A 19,476-nucleotide genomic window follows, 5' to 3' on the forward strand; every position below is an offset into this window, starting at 1 on the left:
CGCGAAGCGCGTCTTCGCACAAAAGTGCCGGGCATCCACGTTCTTTCATCTGGCAGTGAACAAGACGTGGATGGCCGGGACAAGCCCGGCCATGACGGCTTCGTTCAAAGAGAATGTATTGTGATCAGCCCTGCACCGGCGGGCGGCCGACGCTCTCATAGACGAAGCCGGCGGCTTCCATGTCCTCGGGCCGGTAGATGTTGCGGAGGTCGACGACGACGGGCTGCGCCATCACGCTCTTCAGCCGGTCGAGATCGAGCGCGCGGAACTGGACCCATTCGGTGACGATGACGAGCGCATCGGCCCCTTGCGCGCAGGAATAGGCGTCCTCGCAATAGGTGATGTCCGGCAGCTCGCCCTTGGCCTGCTCCATGCCGACGGGATCGAACGCCTTGACCTTCGCGCCCATGTCGATCAGGCCGGTGACCAGCGGGATCGACGGCGCATCGCGCATGTCGTCGGTGTCGGGCTTGAAGGTGAGGCCGAGCACGGCGACGGTCTTGCCGCGCAGATTGCCGCCGAGCGCCTGGCTCACCTTGCGTGCCATCGCGCGCTTGCGGTTTTCGTTCACCGCCAGCACGGATTCGACGATGCGCAAGGACACGTCATAATCCTGCGCGATCTTGATCAGCGCCTTGGTGTCCTTGGGGAAGCAGGAACCGCCGAAGCCGGGACCGGCATGCAGGAACTTGGTGCCGATACGGTTGTCGAGGCCGATGCCGCGCGCGACCTCCTGCACGTTGGCGCCGGCCTTCTCGGAGAGATCGGCGATCTCGTTGATGAAGGTGATCTTGGTCGCCAGGAACGCGTTGGCGGCGTATTTGATCATCTCGGCGGTGCGGCGCGCCGTGAACATCAGCGGTGCCTGGTTCAGCGACAGCGGGCGATAGATATCGCCCATCACCTTGCGGCCGCGCTCGTCGGAGGTGCCGACCACGATACGGTCAGGAAACTTGAAGTCGCGGATCGCGGCGCCCTCGCGCAGGAACTCGGGGTTGGAGGCGACCACGACGTCGGCGTTCGGATTGGTCTCGCGAATGATGCGCTCGACCTCGTCGCCGGTGCCGACCGGAACGGTCGACTTCGTCACCACGACGGTGAAGCCGGAAAGCGACTGCGCGATCTCTTTCGCGGCGGCGTAGACGTAGGACAGATCGGCGTGGCCATCGCCACGGCGCGAGGGCGTGCCGACCGCGATGAACACGGCATCGGCGTCTGCGACCGGCTGCTTCAGGTCGGTGGTGAAGTCGAGCCGCTTGGCCTTGACGTTGGTCGCAACCAGCTCGTCGAGGCCGGGCTCGTAGATCGGGATCTCGCCGCGGTGGAGCGCCGCGATCTTCTTCTCGTCCCTGTCGACGCAGGTGACGTCGTGACCGAAATCGGCAAAGCAGGCGCCGGACACCAGTCCCACATAGCCCGTGCCGATCATCGCGATACGCATGAAAATCCCTGTTTTTAGATTGGTTAACGAAAATGTAACCCCGGCGCGGGGCGGTTTAGCATTTTCTCGCAGGGAAGGAACAGTCCGCAGCGAAAAAAGCGGCACGGGAAGTGAATCGGTAAAGAAGTGGGAAACCGTAGCGGCCCCACACTGACCCACCCCCGAACAGGACGGGGCGGAACACGCCTCGAAAAGAGACACCATGGCACCATCAGGCACAATCGCAGGCAGTGGAGGCGTTGCGGCCACGGCTGCCGCACGTGTCGACTGGGTCGACTACGCCAAGGGCATCTGCATCATCATGGTCGTGATGATGCATTCGGTGCTGGGGGTCGAGCTCGCCGCCGGCGAGACCGGCTTCATGCACGTGCTCGTAGCGTTCGCAAAACCGTTCCGGATGCCGGATTTCTTCCTGATCTCGGGCCTGTTCCTGGCGCTCGTGATCGACCGGGACTGGCGGACCTATCTCGACCGCAAGGTGGTGCATTTCGCCTATTTCTATGTCGTCTGGGTGACGATCCAGTTCGGCTTCAAGGCGCCCGGTTTCGCGGCGGAGACGGGCTGGCACCACGTTGGCCTCTTGTATCTCGAATCCTTCGTCGAGCCGTTCGGCACGCTGTGGTTCATCTATCTGCTGCCGATCTTCTTCGTCGTCACAAAACTGACACACAAGCTCCCGCCGCTGGCGATCTGGCTCGTCGCCGCCGCGCTCGAGACGGCCCGCATCACGACAGGCTGGACCGTCATCGACGAGTTCTGCGCCCGCTTCGTCTATTTCTATTCGGGTTATCTGTTCGCGCCTTACGTGTTCGCGCTCTCGGATCGCGCGCGGAAGCATCCGGCGCTCGCGCTCCTGGCGCTCGCGACCTGGGCGCTTGCCAATGCCGGCCTCGTCGTGTCGGGGGCCAGCGAACGGAAACTGGTCTCGCTGGTGCTCGGCTTTGCCGGCGCTTGCGCCATCATCACGACGGGCACGCTGCTCGCACGCGCGCAATGGATGAACGTCCTGCGCTTCTGCGGCGAGCATTCGATCGTGATCTATCTCGCCTTCTTCCTGCCGATGGCGGCGACCCGGACGCTGCTGCTGCGCACCGGCATCATCCCCGACATCGGCACGGTGTCGCTGGTCGTCACCGTCGCCGGCGTGCTCGGTGCGCTCGCGATCTGGCAGGTTGCGCTGCGCTTCAACGCGCGCTTCCTGTTCGAGCGACCGGCTGCGTTCTGGATCGCACCGAAGAAGGCGCCGGTGTTGCAGGCGGCGGAGTAGCTGCGATCCCGCTGTCGTCGCCCGGCTCGACCGGGCGACCCAGTATTCCAGAGATAGCAATTATTGACCGATGCGCCGCGGCGTACTGGATTCCCCGCTTTCGCGGGGAATGACAGTGGGGATAGTGGCCGCACCGAGCCAAAAATCCCCCCCTCAAGGCTGTCAAAGCCCGCAAAAATTCATACATTGCGGCCATGCCCAAGACATCGCCGAAGACCACCGCCAAAGCCGACACCAAGGTCACCTCCAAGGCCGCCGCCGAGACCAAGCCCGCTGCGCCAGCTGCTGCCAAGCCGGTTGCGGCCAAGGCCGCGGGCAAGGGCGACCACGTGTTCCTGGTCGACGGTTCCTCCTACATCTTCCGCGCCTACCACGCGCTGCCGCCGTTGAACCGCAAGTCCGACGGGCTGCAGGTCAACGCCGTGCTCGGCTTCTGCAACATGCTGTGGAAGCTGCTCCGCGAGATGCCCGAGGACAACCGGCCGACGCATCTGGCGATCATCTTCGACAAGTCGGAGATCACGTTCCGCAACAAGATCTATCCCGAATACAAGGCGCACCGGCCGCCGGCGCCCGACGACCTGATCCCGCAATTCGCGCTGATCCGCGAGGCGGTGCGCGCCTTCGACCTGCCCTGCCTGGAACAGGCCGGCTTCGAGGCCGACGATCTCATCGCGACCTATGTGCGGCAGGCCTGCGAGCGCGGCGCCAGCGCCACCATCGTCTCCTCCGACAAGGACCTGATGCAGCTGGTGACCGATTGCGTCACCATGTACGACACCATGAAGGACCGCCGCATCGGCATCCCCGAGGTGATCGAGAAATTCGGCGTGCCCCCGAACAAGGTGGTGGAGGTGCAGGCGCTGGCCGGCGATTCCACCGACAACGTGCCCGGCGTGCCCGGCATCGGCGTCAAGACCGCGGCGCAGCTGATCACCGAATATGGCGATCTCGACCAATTGCTGTTCCGTGCCGGCGAGATCAAGCAGCCCAAGCGCCGCGAGGCGCTGCTCGAGAATGCGGAGAAGGCCCGCATCTCTCGGCAGCTCGTGCTGCTCGACGACAAGGTCGAGCTCGAGGTGCCGCTCGACGATCTCGCCGTCCACGAGCCGGACGCGCGCAAGCTGATCGCCTTCCTCAAGGCGATGGAGTTCACCACGCTGACGCGGCGCGTCGCCGAATATGCGCAGATCGATCCCGCCAATGTCGATGCCGACCCCGGCTATTCGAGCGGCGCCAGCGTGTTCACGCCGCTGCCGTCCTCGGACGTCGTGGCCGCACCGGGGACCGGCACACCGGCGCAAGCCGCTCCGAGCCGTCCCAACAAGTCGGCAAGCAAGGAGGACAAGGCTGCGAGCCCGAAGGGCGCGCCGATCTCGCTCGCCGCGGCGCGCGAGGAGGCGCTGCGCAAGCTCCCGGTCGATCGCAGCAAGTACCAGGCGATCAAGACGCTCAAAGAGCTGAACGCCTTCATCGCCCGCGTCCACAATGCCGGCCATGTCGCGATCGAGATCAAGGCCAACTCCATCGATCCGATGCAGGCCGATCTCTGCGGCATCGCGCTGGCGCTGGCGCCGAACGATGCCTGCTACGTGCCGCTGGCGCACAAGCAGTCCGGCGGCGGCGCCGGCCTGTTCGACGCGGGCCTTGCGCCCGACCAGGTCAAGCATGCGGATGCGATCGAGGCGCTGCGGCCGGTGCTGGAATCGGCAGGCATCCTCAAGATCGGCTTCGACGTCAAATTCAGTGCCGTGATGCTGGCGCAGCACGGCATCACCCTGCGCAACATCGACGATGCGCTCCTGATCTCCTACGTGCTCGATGCCGGCCGCGGCTCGCAAGCGCTGGAATCGCTGTCCGAGCGCTGGTTCGGTCATGCCATGATGAAGGAGAGCGAGCTGCTCGGCAGCGGCAAGGGCAAGATCACCTTCGATCAGGTGCCGATCGACAAGGCCGCCGCGCTGTCGGCCGAAGGCGCCGACGTCGCCTTGCGGCTCTGGCGCGTGCTGAAGCCGCGCCTCGTCGCCGAGCACATGACCACCGTCTACGAGACGCTGGAGCGCCCGCTAGTCTCGGTGCTCGCGCGCATGGAGCGGCGCGGCATCTCGATCGACCGCCAGGTGCTGTCGCGGCTGTCCGGCGACTTTGCCCAGACCGCCGCGCGCGTCGAGGCCGAGATCCAGGAGATCGCGGGCGAGCCGGTCAATGTCGGCAGCCCCAAGCAGATCGGCGACATCCTGTTCGGCAAGATGGGGCTACCCGGCGGCACCAAGACCAAGACCGGCGCGTGGTCGACCACCGCGCAAGTGCTGGACGAGCTCGCCGAGCAGGGCCACGACTTCCCGAAGAAGATTCTGGAATGGCGCCAGGTCTCGAAACTGAAATCGACCTACACCGACGCGCTGCCGACCTATGTCAATCCGCAGACCCATCGCGTGCACACGACCTACGCGCTGGCCGCGACCACGACGGGCCGGCTGTCCTCGAACGAGCCGAACCTGCAGAACATCCCTGTTCGCACCGAGGACGGCCGCAAGATCCGCCGCGCCTTCATCGCGACGCCCGGACACAAGCTGGTTTCCGCCGACTATTCGCAGATCGAGCTGCGGCTGCTCGCCGAGATCGCCGACATTCCCGTGCTGAAGCAGGCGTTCCGCGACGGCCTCGACATTCACGCCATGACGGCGTCGGAGATGTTCGGCGTGCCGATCAAGGGCATGCCGAGCGAAATCCGCCGCCGCGCCAAGGCGATCAATTTCGGCATCATCTACGGCATCTCGGCGTTCGGCCTCGCCAACCAGCTCGGCATCGCGCGCGAGGAAGCGTCGGCCTACATCAAGAAATATTTCGAGCGCTTCCCCGGCATCCGCGCCTACATGGACGAGACACGCGACTTCTGCCGCAGCCACGGCTACGTCACCACGCTGTTCGGCCGCAAATGCCATTACCCCGACATCAAGGCCTCCAACGCCTCGGTGCGCGCCTTCAACGAGCGCGCTGCGATCAACGCGCGGCTCCAGGGCACCGCCGCCGACATCATCCGCCGCGCCATGACGCGGGTCGAGGACGCGCTCGCCGCGAAGAAGCTGTCGGCACAGATGCTCTTGCAGGTGCATGACGAGTTGATCTTCGAGGTGCCCGACGCCGAGGTCGAGGCGACGCTGCCGGTCGTGCAGCACGTGATGCAGGACGCGCCGTTCCCGGCGGTGCTGCTCTCGGTGCCGCTGCACGTGGATGCGCGCGCGGCGAGCAATTGGGACGAGGCGCATTGAGGCTGCGTTCCCCGGATGCTGCGCAGCGCGCCGCCCTTCGCGGCGTGATGCGCTGCTGAGCCGGGGTCCATGTCGTACCACTGGGTCCCGGCTCTGCGGCGCACCGTACCGGACGATGCTTCGCATCGCCGGGAACGCTGCGCCGCGCCCGGGACACGAGAGATCAATTGTCCTCCGTGCAATTGCGCGATGGCCGGGCACGCCCTCGCATATTAGAACCAGTGCGTCTCCCGCACCGGCCCCGCCATGCCCCACACCTCCGCCCTGCTCGGCTTTGCCCTCGTCAGCCTCGGTCTCGTGCTGACGCCGGGACCGAACATGATCTACCTGATCTCGCGCTCGATCACGCAGGGGCCCGCGGCCGGCATCGTCTCGCTCGGCGGCGTCGCGCTCGGCTTCGTGTTCTACATGCTGTGCGCCGCGTTCGGCATCACCGCGCTGCTGCTCGCCATTCCCTTTGCCTATGACGCGCTGCGCTTTGCCGGTGCGGGTTATCTGCTCTGGCTCGCCTGGCAGGCGGTGAGACCGGGCGGGCGATCGCCGTTCCAGGTCCGGAAGCTCGCGATCGACAGCCCGCGCAGATTGTTCGCGATGGGCTTCGTCACCAACCTGCTCAATCCGAAGATCGCGATGCTGTATCTGGCGCTGCTGCCGCAATTCATCGATCGCGCCGCCGGCAGCGTGCTGACGCAGTCGATCATGCTGGGCGCGATCCAGATCGCGATCAGCGTCAGCGTCAATGCGATGATCGCGCTCGCGGCCGGCTCGATCGCGCTGTTCCTGGCGAACCGGCCGAGCTGGATGCTGGTGCAGCGCTGGCTGATGGGCACCGTGCTGGCCGGGCTCGCGGTGCGGATGGCGGTGGAAGCGAAGAAGGTGTAGCCGACGCCGCCAGGCGCTCTCCGTGTCCAGGACGCGCTGCAGCGCTCTTGCGCTGCTGCGCAGAGCCGGGACCAAGAAGGCCAAGAACGAGATCGCAGAGGCATGGGCCCCGGCTCTGCAGCGCACCGCTTATGCGTTGCGCTGCGTCCGGGGCACGAGGCCGCTGGCTGACTAATCCAGCTTCGCCTCCATGCCCCGCTTCACCGCCGGACGGGCCATCAGGGCCTCGTACCAGCGCTTGACGTTGGGGAAGTCGGCCAGATCAACCTTGTGGCGAGGGTGGCGCCAGGCCCAGCCCAGGATGGCAAAATCGGCAATCGAGAGCTCGCCGGCGACGAAGTCGCGCCCCTCGAGGCGGCGGTCCAGCACGCCGTAGAGCCGGCGGGTCTCGGCCATATAGCGCTTCAGGCCGTAGGCGCGGTCCTGCTCGTTCTCGAGCGCGATGAAATGGTGCACCTGGCCCGGCATCGGACCGAAGCCGCCCATCTGCCACATCAGCCATTCGTAGACGGGGATCCGCTCGCGAAGCGATTTCGGCAGGAATTTGCCGGTCTTTTCGCCGAGATAGAGCAGGATCGCGCCGGATTCGAAGATGCTGACCGGCTTGCCGTCGGGCCCCTCGGGGTCGACGATCGCGGGGATCTTGTTGTTCGGGGACAGCTTGAGGAATTCCGGCGCCATCTGCTCGCCCTTGGTGATGTTCACCGGGATCACCTTGTAGGGCAGCCCCATCTCCTCCAGCGCGACCGAGATCTTGCGGCCGTTCGGCGTGTTCCAGGTGTGCAGCTCGATGGTCATTCCGTGTCCTTACCCAAGAGGCGTCGCGCCCGATCCGGGCTCTCACTACTCCAGAAGGTCGCAGCCCCACAACCGGCCCCCGGGGGATGGCCGATCCCTGTTGACGAGGGACGCCCCCTCTGGAATGTCGCTCCCGTCGCGGATAAATTGCGCCTCCTCCAAAAAGCTGTTCGAGGGACCGCCGTGTCGAAATCTGCCTCCCGCGCCCGCCTGTTCGAAATCATCCGCCGGCGCTCATTCGGCCGCGGCGAGGTGACGCTCGCGTCGGGCCGCAAGAGCGATTTCTACTTCAACCTCAAGCCGACCATGCTCGACCCGGAGGGGGCGACCCTGCTCGCCGAACTGACCTACGAGGCGCTGAAGGACGATAATCTCGATTTCATCGGCGGCCTCGAGATGGGCGCGGTGCCGCTCGCCGGTGCGCTGGCGCAGATCTCCTGGATCAAGGGGCATCCGATCGCGGCGTTCTTCGTGCGCAAGAAGCCGAAGGAGCACGGCGCCAAGCTCGCGATCGAGGGCCTGCCGAAGGGCGAGACGCTTGCCGGCAAGCGCGTCGTGATCGTCGAGGACGTCACCACGACCGGCGGCTCGGCGATGAAGGCGGTGGAATCCGTGCGCGAGACCGGCGCCAATGTGGTGCTGGTGCTGACCATGGTCGACCGCGAGGAAGGCGCCACCGACACTTTCGCGGCGGCCGGCCTGCCGTTCCGCTCGCTGTACAAGGCCTCGGAATTCTTGAAGGCCTAGAGTTCTCGTGTCCCGGGCGTGGCGCAGCGCGTAGCGGTGCGACGCCGAACCGGGACCCAGCTTGCTCACCATCGGCACGGACCCCGGCTCTGCAACGCACCGCTGACCGGACGATGCTTCGCATCGCCGGGGGAGCGCTGCGCTGCGCGCCCGGGCACGAGGCCAACTCCCCTTCAACCGCTCATTTACCATCCGGGCTTATGGTGAATCATGTGCTGAGACCCCCTGCGGTCCCGGCCGGTTCAGTAGCGTCGGGTGGAGTGAGCGTTTGCGTACAGTCCGGTCCCATGCGCGCCCGCGGCGTCGCGCGATGCTTGCAGCCGCCATCCTTGCAGCGCCGCTGCTTGCGGCTCCCGCACCGGTTTCTGCCGAAGGCCTGTTCGACTTCCTCTTCGGCGGCATGCAGCAGCAGCGGCCGCAGCGCGAAGTGCCGCAGCAGGCGAGCCCCTACGTCGATCCCTTCACCGGGCAACAGAGCGGCGGAACGCCGCAATATGTGCCGCCGACCCGCGCGGCGGCCGCCGGCGGCTCCGGTCCGGCCTTCTGCGTGCGCAGCTGCGACGGCAAATATTTTCCGCTGATGCGCGGCCTCGTCTCACCGGCGCAGATGTGTCAGGCGTTCTGTCCTGCCAGCGCGACCAAGGTCTATTTCGGCTCCTCGATCGACGGAGCCCATTCGCAGGCCGGCGAGCGCTACGCCGACAGCGAGAACGCGTTCGCCTACCGTAAGGCGCTGCGCGCCGACTGCACCTGCAACGGCCGCGAACCGGTCGGCCTTGCCCCGGTCGATCTGGCGCTGGATTCCTCGCTGAAGGCGGGCGACGTGATCGCCACCACCGACGGCCTCGTCGCCTATACCGGCATCCGCGTCGGCAACGACCAGGCAGCGGACTTCACCCCGGTTGCGTCCTATCCCGGCCTCACCGCCCAGGTCCGCGCCCGCCTCGGCGAGATGAAAGTGGCGCCGGTGCGCGCGGAAACAGTGTCGGCGGACGCCCCGGCTGCGGAGATCGTGCGTGAGCCGCTGCCGGATGTGACGGTGCCGAAGACGACGGCGCAGAAGCCGGCGAAGCGGGCGGGGCTGGATTGATCCCGTGTCCCGGACGGCGGCGCCGCGCGAAGCGATGCGACGCTGAGCCGGGACCCAGAATGCCGCAAGCCATGGGCCCCGGTTCAGCAGCGCACCGCTGACCGGACGATGCTTCGCATCGCCGGGGGAGCGCTGCGCTGCGCCCGGGGCACGAAACAGTCACCTCCCGATAATCACCCCGATCACGTTCGGCGCCGCCAGATATTTCTCCTCGATCGCCGCACGCGCGGCGGCGCGGTTGTCCGGCGTTAGGAGGCCGCGCTTCTCGGCCAGGATCATCCAGCAGAATCCCCACCAATCCGTCAGCATGCCCTGATCGCCGACGAGATCGTAGCCCTGCTCGGCCGCGAAGATGCGCGCCTGCGCTTCGTCAAGCGTGTCCAGAAACAGATGATCCTCGGCCGAGAACAGGTCGTCGCTGACGTCGTCGATGGTGTAGCCCCAGATCGACTGGCACACCGCGTTGAACTCGCGGTCGAACTGGTCGTCGTCGATGCGCTGGCGCCGCGCCGCCTGATGCAGCCGCGACAGCGAGCGCGCGAAATCGGCGATCCGGGTGAGGGCAAATTGATCGAAGGCGATGGTGGACATCTAGTCCTCGCAAAGTCTGACAGACGCTAGATATTGTGCCGGCGGTGCGCCGAATCACAATGATATATCAAAGACTTGCTAAAGTGTTCTTAATTTGTTCTAAGGTCAGTAATGATCCCCTGCCCTGCCTGGGCGCGCCGGAATCGAAAGGGGCCGCCTCGCAGCGGCCCCTTGCCGGTTACAATCTTGTTCGGGATCAGAAATGCCAGCCCCGGCAAGCGTGACGTTAGAGCCGGCAACAGGCTTGGGCGATTCCGGAAAACTACTGAATGTAATGCTGTCCAATTTCGGCCGGCTCAATAGCAGCGCGAGGCCGCAATGGCATGGACTCGGCGGTCGCCGAGCAGATGGGCGACGAAGCCATTGGCCGGGAAGATCTTCGCAAATGCGGCGTCGCGGATGCTGAGGCCGCCGGCATAGGCGCCGAACGCCGGCATCACCGCGCGCATCCCGTCGGAGGCGAAGCAGCGGCGCTCCATGGAGCGGCCGCGCGCGGAGACGCGCGCCTTGGGATGAAGATGGCCGGCGATCTCGCCGTGCGCGCCGGTCGGCTCGTGGCGGAAGGTGATCGGGCCGATCGCGACCTCCTCGGCGACGGTGCCGCCGAGATCAGGCGGCAGCATCGGATCGTGGTTGCCGGAGATCCAGATCCAGTCGCGGCCGGTCTGCAGCGCGGCGACGGCGTCCCGATCGTCCGGCGACAACCGTTCATGCGCCGTGCGGTCGTGAAAGCTGTCGCCGAGCGCGATGACAATGCGAGGGTCATGGCGGGAGATGACAGCAGCGAGACGGCTCAGCGTCGCCAGCGTATCGTAGGGCGGCAGCAGCACGCCGCGGGTGGCGAAGCTGGAGCCTTTTTCCAGATGCAGATCGGAGACGACCAGCAGGCGCTGCTCTTCCCAGAACAGCGCGCCGGAGAGATCGGCAGCGAAGGTCACATCGCTGATCGCAACTGTGGACACGCGCATGTCGTCGATATCCCCCGAAACCTGCGCGCCTGCCGTCACGTCTTACCCGCTTCTATCCATCGCCTCTTTGACGAGCTCATCGGCGGCTTCGGCCAAGAGCTCGTCTGCAGCTTCGCCATAAACTGACTCGCGGCCGATTTCCAGCATCACCGGCACCGCCAGCGGAGAGACGCGGTCGAGTTCCCGGAGCGTGATGCGCCCCTGGATGCGCATCAGCATGTCGCTGAGGCGGCGCAGATCGAGCAGGCCGGTGGCCGCATCGGCGCGCGCGGCGCGCAGCAGGACGTGATCGGCCTGGTGCTTGCGCAGCACGTCATAGACGAGATCGGTCGAGAACAGCACTTGGCGGCGGCTCTTCTCCTCGCCGGTGTGGCGGCGCGCGATCAGGCCGGAGATGATCGCGCAATTGCGGAAGGTGCGCTTCATCAAGGCTGATTCGGCGAGCCAGGCTTCGAGATCGTCGCCGAGCATATCGGGGTCGAACAGCGCGTCGAGGTCGATGCGGCCGTCGCGGATCATGAAGGACATGTCGCCGAGCGCCCAGACCGCGATGGCGTATTCATTGGCGACGAAGCCGAGCGGCCGGGCGCGGGCGCGCTCCAGCCGCCGCGTCAGCAGCATACCGAGGGTCTGGTGCGCAAGCCGGCCTTCGAAGGGATAGCAGACCAGATAATGCTTGTTGGCGCGTGGGAAGCTCTCGACCAGCAGCTCGCGCACCCCAGGCACTTTGCTGGCGTCCTTCTGCAGCGACAGCCAGTCGCGCACCTGCTCCGGCAAGCCGCCCCACGCGCGGCTGTCGTCGAGCAGGCGGCGCACGCGTTCGGCAAGATAGGTCGAGAGCGGAAACTTGCCGCCCATATAAGATGGCACCTTCGGATCCTTGTCATGCGCGCGCGAGACGTAGACCTGGTCCTCGACCAGGGTCTCATAGCGCACCACCTCGCCCGAGAACACGAAGGTGTCGCCGGGGCTGAGGCCCTCGATGAAGGCCTCCTCGATCTCGCCGAGCAGCCGGCCGCCGCGGGCGATCACGCCGGTCGATCCGCTCCTGCCGCCGCGCGAGCGCACCAGCCGCACCTTCAGCATGTCGTCCTCGACGATGGTGCCGACGTTCATGCGGTAGCTCTGCCGCACCTTGGGATTGGCGACGCGCCAGCGCCCCTCCTTGTCCTGCTTGATGCGGGCGAAGCGCTCGTAGGTCTTCAGGGCGTAGCCGCCGGAGGCGACGAAATCGACGACGTCGTCGAAATCCTGCCGCGACAGCTCGGCGTAGGGCGCGGCGGTACGAACCTCGGCATAAAGCTCGTCGGAAAGGAACGGCTCGCCGCAGGCACAGCCGAGCACATGCTGGGCCAGCACGTCCAGCGCCCCGGTGCGCAAGGGCGGCGTGTCCTGCGCGTTCTCGGCAATGGCGTCGATCGCGACGCGGCACTCGAGCACCTCGAACCGATTGGCCGGCACCAGCACCGCGCGCGACGCCTCGTCGAGGCGGTGGTTGGCGCGGCCGATCCGCTGCATCAGGCGCGAGGAGCCTTTGGGCGCGCCGATATTGACGACGAGATCAACGTCGCCCCAGTCGACGCCGAGGTCGAGCGAGGAGGTGCAGACGACGCCGCGCAGCTTTCCTGCCGACATCGCGTCCTCGACCTTGCGGCGCTGGGCAACGTCGAGCGAGCCGTGATGCAGCGCTATCGCAAGGCCGTCGTCGTTCATGCTCCAGAGATTCTGGAACAGCATCTCGGCCTGACTGCGGGTGTTGACGAAGACCAGCGTGGTCTTGTTCGCCTTGATCAGCTCGTAGATCTCGGGGAGCGCGTGGCGCGCGCTGTGGCCGGCCCAGGGCAGGCGCTCGCGCGTGTCGAGCATCTCGACCTCGGGCGGCGCGGCACCGCCGGCGACGACAATGTCGGCGGCTCGCTCCTCGCCGCCCGGCTGCGGCACCAGGAAGCGTGCGAGCTGCTCCGGCTCGGCCACGGTTGCCGACAGGCCGATCGCGCGCAGCTGCGGCGCCAGCCGCCACAGCCGCGCGAGGCCGAGCGCGAGCAGATCGCCGCGCTTGGACGTCACCAGCGCATGCAATTCGTCGAGCACGATGCGCTTCAGGGACGAGAACAGGAACGGCGCGTCGTCGGAGGACAGCAGCAGCGCAAGCTGCTCCGGCGTCGTCAGCAACACGTCCGGCGGATAGCGCCGCTGCCGCTGCCGCCGCGACACCGGCGTGTCGCCGGTGCGGGTCTCGACCTTGATCGGCAGCGCCATCTCGGCGATCGGCCGCTCCAGATTGCGTGCGATATCGACGGCGAGCGCTTTCAGCGGCGAGATGTAGAGCGTGTGCAGGCCGCCGGAACGTTGCACGCTGCGGCCGGTGGAGACGAGGCTTTTCTTCGGACTTGCCTCGCGATCGATGGGCTGAATCGACAGTTCCACCAGCGTCGGCAGGAATCCCGCCAGCGTCTTGCCGGCACCGGTCGGCGCGATCAGCAGGGCCGAGCGGTCCTCGCGCGCCTTCTCTAGCAGCGCCAATTGATGCGCACGCGGCGACCAGCCGCGGCCTGCGAACCATTGCTGGAAGCGGCTTGGCAGCAGCGCGGCGGGCTCGGCCGATGTCTGGAGGATACGGGGCGGCACAACATGACAGGTAAGCCGTAGGGATGGCTTCGTCGAGGGGTGGCGTCTCCCGCCTGCACGAGGACAGCTATCGCTTAGGCATTTTACGCGCTTCGAGCGCGCGCCTCGCCCTTCGAGACGACCGCTTCGCGGTCTCCTCAGGGTGAGGCTAAGCAGCAGTGCGCCCGTTGAGGCTGCTGCCACGCATTCCGCCCTCATCCTGAGGGCCCGCCAACGGCGGGCGTCTCGAAGGATGGCCGCAGCGGCGCCCTCTCACGCCCCGGCCGGCACCTCATCGAGAAATCCGGTGACGCTGCTGATGCGGCCGTCTTTCAGCACCGCAAAATCAGTGCCCTTGATCGGGCTGTCCGCGCCGTCGGGACCGAGGCCCCAGGAAAAACGAATGTGGTCGCCAAAGCCGTTGGGCTCGCCGATCAGCTGGAATTTGAAATCGGGAAAGCGCTGCTGCACGCCGGCGATCAAGGCCTCGATGCCGTCGCGGCCGTCGCCCTTCATCAAGGGATCGACGTAGCTCGCATCATTCGTCCAGTGTTCGCCGAGCAGCTCGCGGCGCCGGCCGGCCGTGCGCTCGTTCCAGAGCTCGATGTAGCGGCGGGCGATGGTGGTGGGATCGGTCATGATGCTCTCCTTCGATGAAGCCGTGTTCGGCTGACCGTCATCATCGAAGGTTTACGCGCGTTGATCGATTACCTCGAAGGTCATCAACGCGCGTGAAGTTTTCGCGAAAGTTACTTCGCGGCAGTCACCATGATCTCGACGGTGTATTGCGGCGCCGCCAGCTTGGCTTCGACCGTGGCGCGGGCCGGGGTGTTGCCGGGCGACACCCAGGCGTCCCACACCGCATTCATCTCGCCGAAGGTCTTCATGTCGGTGATGTAGATCGTGGCCGACAGCAGCTTCGACTTGTCGGTGCCGGCCTTGGCGAGATGACCGTCGATGGTCGCCAGGATGTCCTGGGTCTGCTTCGTAACGCTTTCGCCGGCGGCCTTGTTGGCGACGACACCGGCGAGATAGACGGTGTTGCCGTGCACGACGACCTGGCTCATGCGTGGGCCGGTTTCGAAACGCTGGATGCTCATTGGGGATCTCCTCACTGGAATGGCGGCCCTGTCTAGCCCAGCACCCCGCGCTCTGCCACCCCCGGCACGCATGCGTTGCCCGGCACGCATGCGCGGGGGCAACGCAGGGGCGGTTCAGCCTACCGCCTTTACTGCCGACCGGCCCGCATTGCGGCCCGAGAACAGGCAGCCGCCGAGGAAGGTGCCTTCGAGCGAGCGATAGCCGTGCACGCCGCCGCCCCCAAAGCCGGCGGCTTCGCCGACCGCATAGAGGCCGGGAATGACGCTGCCCTCGCCGCCGAACACGCGGGAGTCGAGGTCGGTCTCGAAGCCGCCCAACGTCTTGCGGGTGAGGATGTTGAGCTTGACCGCGATCAGCGGTCCCTGCGCGGGATCCAGGATCCGGTGCGGGGAGGCGGTGCGGATCAGCCTGTCGCCGATATAGCGGCGCGCATTGTGGATGTTCATCACCTGCGCGTCCTTGACGTAGGGATTGGCGATCTCGCGGTCGCGCGCCTCGATCTGCGTCCTGATATGGTCGAGCCTGAGGAGGTCGCTGCCGGCGAGCTTGTTCATCTCCGCAACGAGATCCTCGAGCTTGTCGCGCACGATGAAGTCGACACCATGGCGCTTGAACGCCTCCACCGGCGCCGGCGCGCCCTTGTTGGTGGCGCGGCGCAAGGTCATGCGCCAGCTCTTTCCCGTGAGGTCGGGATTCTGCTCCGAGCCCGACAGCGCGAACTCCTTCTTGATGATGCTCTGGGTCAGGATGAACCAGGAATAATCATAGCCAGTCGACATGATGTATTCGAGCTGGCCGAGCGTGTCGGAGCCGGGGAAGAGCGGCGCCGGCAGCCGCGTGCCGGTGGCGTCGAACCACATCGAGGAGGGCCCGGGCAGGATGCGGATGCCGTGGCGCGGCCAGATGGGATTCCAGTTCTGGATGCCCTCGACATAATGCCACATGCGGTCGCGGTTGATCAGCCGCGCGCCGGTCTTTTCTGTGATGCCGATCATGCGGCCGTCGACATGTTCGGGCACGCCGGAGATCATGAATTTCGGGGGATCGCCGAGCCGCTTCGGCCAGTTCTGCCGGACCAGCTCGTGATTGCCGCCGATGCCGCCGGAGGCCACGATCACGGCCTGCGCCTTCAGCGCGAACTCGCCGACCACATTGCGCGATGAGCTCTTGCCGCGCTCGACAGCGTCGGGGGCGAGGACGGCGCCGCTGACGCCGTCCACCGTGCCGTTGCTGATCGAGAGCGCGTCGACGCGGTGGCGGAACCTGAAGCTCAGCCGGCCGCTCTTCATCGCCTCGCGCGCGCGGCGCTCGAACAGCTCGACGATGCCGGGCCCGGTGCCCCAGGTGACGTGAAAGCGCGGTACCGAATTGCCGTGCCCCATCGCGTCGTAACCGCCGCGCTCGGCCCAGCCCACCACGGGAAAGAAGCGATGGCCCATCGCCCGCAACCAGGCGCGCTTCTCGCCGGCCGCGAAGGCGACATAGGCCTCGGCCCATTGCCGCGGCCAGAAATCGTCGTCGCGGTCGAAGCCGGCAGCGCCGATCCAGTCCTGCATGGCGAGGTCGAAGCTATCCTTGATGCCGAGCCGGCGCTGCTCCGGCGAATCGACCAGGAACAGGCCGCCGAACGACCAGAACGCCTGGCCGCCAATCGACTGCTCGCCTTCCTGGTCGACCACGATGACGCGCTTGCCCGCGTCGGCAATCTCGGTGGCGGCCACGAGGCCCGACAGTCCCGCCCCGACGATGATGACGTCTGTTTCCTCAGCCATGCATGTCCCCCTCCATAGTTCCCCCCCTGTAATTGCCCGGATTGAAGCCGGCGGTTGTACCTGAGATCAAGGGTGCCGCGCGTAAGACCTCGTTAACTTGTTCCACTTTGGGATAGAGAGCCTCCGAGTGCAGCGCGGACGCAACACTGGATTTGAATTTGTTTTGAGCCAGCCGGCCTGCCTAGACAAAACCTCGGTTACGACGGACGCTAGCCGTGCATCACCACCTGACACGCAGATTCGAATTCGACTGGGGCGGGGGCCAATGAAGTTTCTGACGGGGTTGCTTGCGGCGGTTCTGCTGATCGCTGGCATGGGGGCTTCTCACGCGGTGGTTCGGATCGCGGATGACCGCGGTGGCCGGATTGGAACCTACGTCGACAAGTACCAGGATCTGCGTCAATCAGGCGAGACCGTCATCATCGACGGCCTGTGCGCTTCCGCCTGTACCATCGTCCTCGGGGCCATCCCGCATGACCGCATCTGCGTGACCTCGAGCGCGACGCTCGGCTTCCACGCCGCCTGGGATTTCGGCCGCAATGGGCGCGCCGTCACCAATCCCGAGGCGACCCAGATGCTCTATGCGATGTACCCCTCGCAGGTGAAGCGCTGGATCAGCCAGCGCGGCGGCCTCACCCCGCAGATGCTGTTCCTGAGGGGCAAGCAGCTCCAGGCCATGTACAAGCCCTGCTACATGGACGCGCAGGCCTCGACCATCAAGCCGTCGCGCCGCTCTCTTCCGCAAGCGGACCAGATCGAATCCGCCCGCGGCCAGCTGCGCTGACGTTCTCGACCTGACCGGATCGTTCTGGCCCGCCGGCGGCGCCTTGCCCGCGGGCGGGCCAAAGCCTATCTGAAGGCCTGGAAACCGGGCCTTCGCCCTCGATCATTGTCATGGCTCAACCCCTGCACCCGACGCATCCGTTACAGGACAATTCGTCCACTGCCGGCCGGACGCCGTCCGTGCTGCTGTGGGCGGGCGCGGCGACCTTTGGATTGCTCGTGCTCGGCGCGCTGGCGCTGTGGTTCCACTACGGCACGCAGATGTTCTTCGAAATGATCAGGACCGGCTTCGCCGCCTGCTTCTGATCTCCGACAGGAAGTTTCCCGCTCATGAGCTCCGCCACCCGTCCGCTGGTGATCGCGACCGCCTTCGCCGCAAGCCTCATCGTCGGGCTCCTGATCATGTTCTGGGCCATGGGCGGGATCAGCAAGGTGGCGCAGCCGGCTGCGATCGGCGGCCCGTTCCAGCTCACCGACCAGAACGGCAAGGCCGTCACCGACAAGAGCCTCAAGGGCAAGCCGACCCTGATCTTCTTCGGCTACACCCATTGCCCCGACGTCTGCCCGACCTCGCTGTTCGAGATCTCGGAAGTGCTGCGCGTGATGGGCAAGGATGCCGACAAGCTCAATGCCGTCTTCATCTCGGTCGATCCCGAGCGCGATACGCAGGCAGCGCTGAAGGACTATCTGTCGAGCTTCGATCCGCATCTTCAGGGCCTGTCCGGCGATCCCGCCGAGACTGCCAAGGTCATCACCTCCTACCGGGTTTACGCCAAGAAGATCCCGACCAAGGACGGCGACTACACCATGGACCATACCGCGCTGATCTACCTGATGGACCGCGACGGCCGCTTCGTCTCGCCGTTCAATCTGAAGCGGACGCCGGAAGAGGCGGCGGCGGAGTTGAAGAAGTATCTTTGAAGGCCTCCGTTGGGGCGGCGCGCACCGCTGCACCTCTCCCGCTTGCGGGAGAGGTCGCGCCGAAGGCGAGGGTGAGGGCTCTCTCCTCGAGGGTTCTCGCCCAGTGGAGACACCCTCTCCCCCGCCCTCCCCCGCAAGCCGGGTAGGGAGCGCACCTTGGCCGCATTCCGCGCTCGCGTTCCCGGCGGGATGGTCTATAACGCCCTCCGATCCCAACGAAATTCGTTCATTTCCGGCCGATGGCTCCATCGCAACAGGCGAAATCGACCAAATCTGCCCGTAGCTTGCTGACCGGGCTGGCGGCTGTCGCGTGCCTGCTCGCGAGCCTGCCCGCCGCCGAGGCCCAGGCTCCGGCCAAGCAGCCTCCGGCGGCACCCCAGGCCACGCCGCAGGTCGCGCCCCAGGCCGCCCCGCAGGCCGTGCCCGGGTTCTGGGACCCGCGGCGGCGGCCGGAACGGCCGGACCTGTCGCGCCTGACCGTGATCCGCTTCCTGACCGAGACCGATTATCCGCCGTTCAACTACACCGGCGCCGACGGCAACCCGGCCGGCTTCAACGTCGATCTCGCCCGCAGCCTGTGCGAGGAGATCAAGGTCACCTGCACGGTGCAGATGCGCCGCTTCGAGACGCTGGTCGACGCGCTCACCTCCAACCGCGGCGATGCCATCATCGCCTCGATGGCGGTGAGCCCGCAGCTGCGCGCCCGGGTCGACTTCACCGATCCCTATTACCGCGTGCCGGCGCGCTTCGTCTCCCGCAAGGACGCGGTGATGCCGGAAATCCGGCCCGAATATCTCGAGGGCAAGAAGGTCGGCGTCATCGCCGGCTCCGCGCACGAGGCCTATCTCAAGGCCATGTTCACCGACGCGGAGCTGCACGCCTATCCAAGCGACGAGGCGATGCGCGCCGCTTTGCGCAAGGGCGAGGTCGATTTCATCTTCGGCGACGCCATCTCGCTGGCGTTCTGGATCAACGGCACCGATTCCGGCGATTGCTGCGCCTTCTCCGGCGGCCCCTTCGTCGAGAGCCGCTTCTTCGGTGAGGGCATCGGCATCGCCGTGCGCAAGGGCAACGACGTGCTGCGCCAAGCCCTGAACTGGGCGCTGTTCCGGGTCTGGGAAAAGGGCCGCTACACCGATCTGTGGCTGCGCTATTTCTCGGTGAGCCCGTTCTAGATTCTGCGTGCAGCGAGCAAGCTGCCGTAGGGTGGGCAAAGGCGCGCAAGCGCCGTGCCCA

17 protein-coding genes are annotated in these 19,476 nt (G+C 66.2%); 9 read left to right on the top strand and 8 right to left on the bottom strand.

Features of this window, described 5'->3' with window-relative positions; genetic code table 11:
* Positions 1-124: 124 nt before the first annotated feature.
* A complete protein-coding gene (locus DCM79_RS02730; RefSeq protein ID WP_257178524.1) occupies positions 125-1,441 on the bottom strand; it encodes a UDP-glucose/GDP-mannose dehydrogenase family protein in 1,317 nt (438 codons plus the stop codon).
* Between the two features lie 202 nt (positions 1,442-1,643).
* Here DCM79_RS02730 and DCM79_RS02735 point away from each other — a divergent pair, with 202 nt between their 5' ends.
* The 3 genes from DCM79_RS02735 (at position 1,644) to DCM79_RS02745 (ending at position 6,862) form a co-directional block, all read left to right on the top strand.
* On the top strand, positions 1,644-2,708 hold the full coding sequence (locus DCM79_RS02735; RefSeq protein WP_257178525.1) for an acyltransferase family protein: 1,065 nt from the start codon (positions 1,644-1,646) through the stop codon (positions 2,706-2,708).
* A gap of 194 nt (positions 2,709-2,902) precedes the next feature.
* A complete protein-coding gene (polA, locus tag DCM79_RS02740; RefSeq protein WP_257178526.1) occupies positions 2,903-5,980 on the top strand; it encodes a DNA polymerase I in 3,078 nt (1,025 codons plus the stop codon).
* Positions 5,981-6,226: 246 nt separating this feature from the next.
* Positions 6,227-6,862, top strand: a complete 636-nt coding sequence (locus DCM79_RS02745; RefSeq protein ID WP_257178527.1) for a LysE family translocator — start codon at positions 6,227-6,229, stop codon at positions 6,860-6,862.
* 171 nt (positions 6,863-7,033) lie between these two features.
* Here DCM79_RS02745 and DCM79_RS02750 read toward each other — a convergent pair whose 3' ends face one another.
* Positions 7,034-7,660, bottom strand: coding sequence for a glutathione S-transferase family protein (locus tag DCM79_RS02750; protein ID WP_257178528.1), 627 nt, complete (start codon positions 7,658-7,660; stop codon positions 7,034-7,036).
* Between the two features lie 183 nt (positions 7,661-7,843).
* On the opposite strand from DCM79_RS02750, the gene pyrE reads away from it, so the two are divergent.
* Together pyrE and DCM79_RS02760 are read left to right on the top strand one after the other, a co-directional pair.
* Entirely contained in the window at positions 7,844-8,407 is a 564-nt protein-coding gene (pyrE, locus tag DCM79_RS02755; protein WP_028138917.1) for an orotate phosphoribosyltransferase, read from the top strand.
* 310 nt (positions 8,408-8,717) lie between these two features.
* Entirely contained in the window at positions 8,718-9,497 is a 780-nt protein-coding gene (locus tag DCM79_RS02760) for a DUF2865 domain-containing protein (protein ID WP_257178529.1), read from the top strand.
* Between the two features lie 159 nt (positions 9,498-9,656).
* Here the strand turns inward: DCM79_RS02760 and DCM79_RS02765 are convergent, their stop codons facing one another.
* From DCM79_RS02765 to DCM79_RS02790, 6 genes are all read right to left on the bottom strand, one after another.
* Complete coding sequence (locus DCM79_RS02765; RefSeq protein ID WP_028138919.1) at positions 9,657-10,088, bottom strand: hypothetical protein; 432 nt, start codon at positions 10,086-10,088, stop codon at positions 9,657-9,659.
* 296 nt (positions 10,089-10,384) lie between these two features.
* Positions 10,385-11,056 (bottom strand): ligase-associated DNA damage response endonuclease PdeM, encoded by a 672-nt coding sequence (gene pdeM / locus DCM79_RS02770; protein WP_257178530.1) that lies wholly within the window; start codon positions 11,054-11,056, stop codon positions 10,385-10,387.
* A 42-nt stretch (positions 11,057-11,098) separates the two neighbouring features.
* The gene (locus DCM79_RS02775; RefSeq protein WP_257178531.1) at positions 11,099-13,684 is read right to left on the bottom strand and encodes a ligase-associated DNA damage response DEXH box helicase; all 2,586 of its coding nucleotides are present in this window, start codon (positions 13,682-13,684) and stop codon (positions 11,099-11,101) included.
* A gap of 252 nt (positions 13,685-13,936) precedes the next feature.
* The gene (locus DCM79_RS02780; protein ID WP_257178532.1) at positions 13,937-14,302 is read right to left on the bottom strand and encodes a nuclear transport factor 2 family protein; all 366 of its coding nucleotides are present in this window, start codon (positions 14,300-14,302) and stop codon (positions 13,937-13,939) included.
* Positions 14,303-14,412: 110 nt separating this feature from the next.
* Positions 14,413-14,763, bottom strand: coding sequence for a RidA family protein (locus DCM79_RS02785; RefSeq protein WP_027575148.1), 351 nt, complete (start codon positions 14,761-14,763; stop codon positions 14,413-14,415).
* A 114-nt stretch (positions 14,764-14,877) separates the two neighbouring features.
* A complete protein-coding gene (locus tag DCM79_RS02790) occupies positions 14,878-16,536 on the bottom strand; it encodes an FAD-binding dehydrogenase (RefSeq protein ID WP_257178533.1) in 1,659 nt (552 codons plus the stop codon).
* A 265-nt stretch (positions 16,537-16,801) separates the two neighbouring features.
* On the opposite strand from DCM79_RS02790, the gene DCM79_RS02795 reads away from it, so the two are divergent.
* From DCM79_RS02795 to DCM79_RS02810, 4 genes are all read left to right on the top strand, one after another.
* The gene (locus DCM79_RS02795) at positions 16,802-17,320 is read left to right on the top strand and encodes a hypothetical protein (protein ID WP_028138924.1); all 519 of its coding nucleotides are present in this window, start codon (positions 16,802-16,804) and stop codon (positions 17,318-17,320) included.
* Between the two features lie 110 nt (positions 17,321-17,430).
* On the top strand, positions 17,431-17,625 hold the full coding sequence (locus DCM79_RS02800) for a hypothetical protein (RefSeq protein ID WP_257178534.1): 195 nt from the start codon (positions 17,431-17,433) through the stop codon (positions 17,623-17,625).
* 24 nt (positions 17,626-17,649) lie between these two features.
* Positions 17,650-18,240, top strand: coding sequence for an SCO family protein (locus tag DCM79_RS02805; protein WP_257178535.1), 591 nt, complete (start codon positions 17,650-17,652; stop codon positions 18,238-18,240).
* 239 nt (positions 18,241-18,479) lie between these two features.
* A complete protein-coding gene (locus tag DCM79_RS02810) occupies positions 18,480-19,415 on the top strand; it encodes a transporter substrate-binding domain-containing protein (protein WP_257178536.1) in 936 nt (311 codons plus the stop codon).
* Positions 19,416-19,476 lie beyond the last annotated feature (61 nt).

Source organism: Bradyrhizobium sp. WBOS07 (genome assembly GCF_024585165.1).
Taxonomy (GTDB): domain Bacteria; phylum Pseudomonadota; class Alphaproteobacteria; order Rhizobiales; family Xanthobacteraceae; genus Bradyrhizobium; species Bradyrhizobium japonicum_B.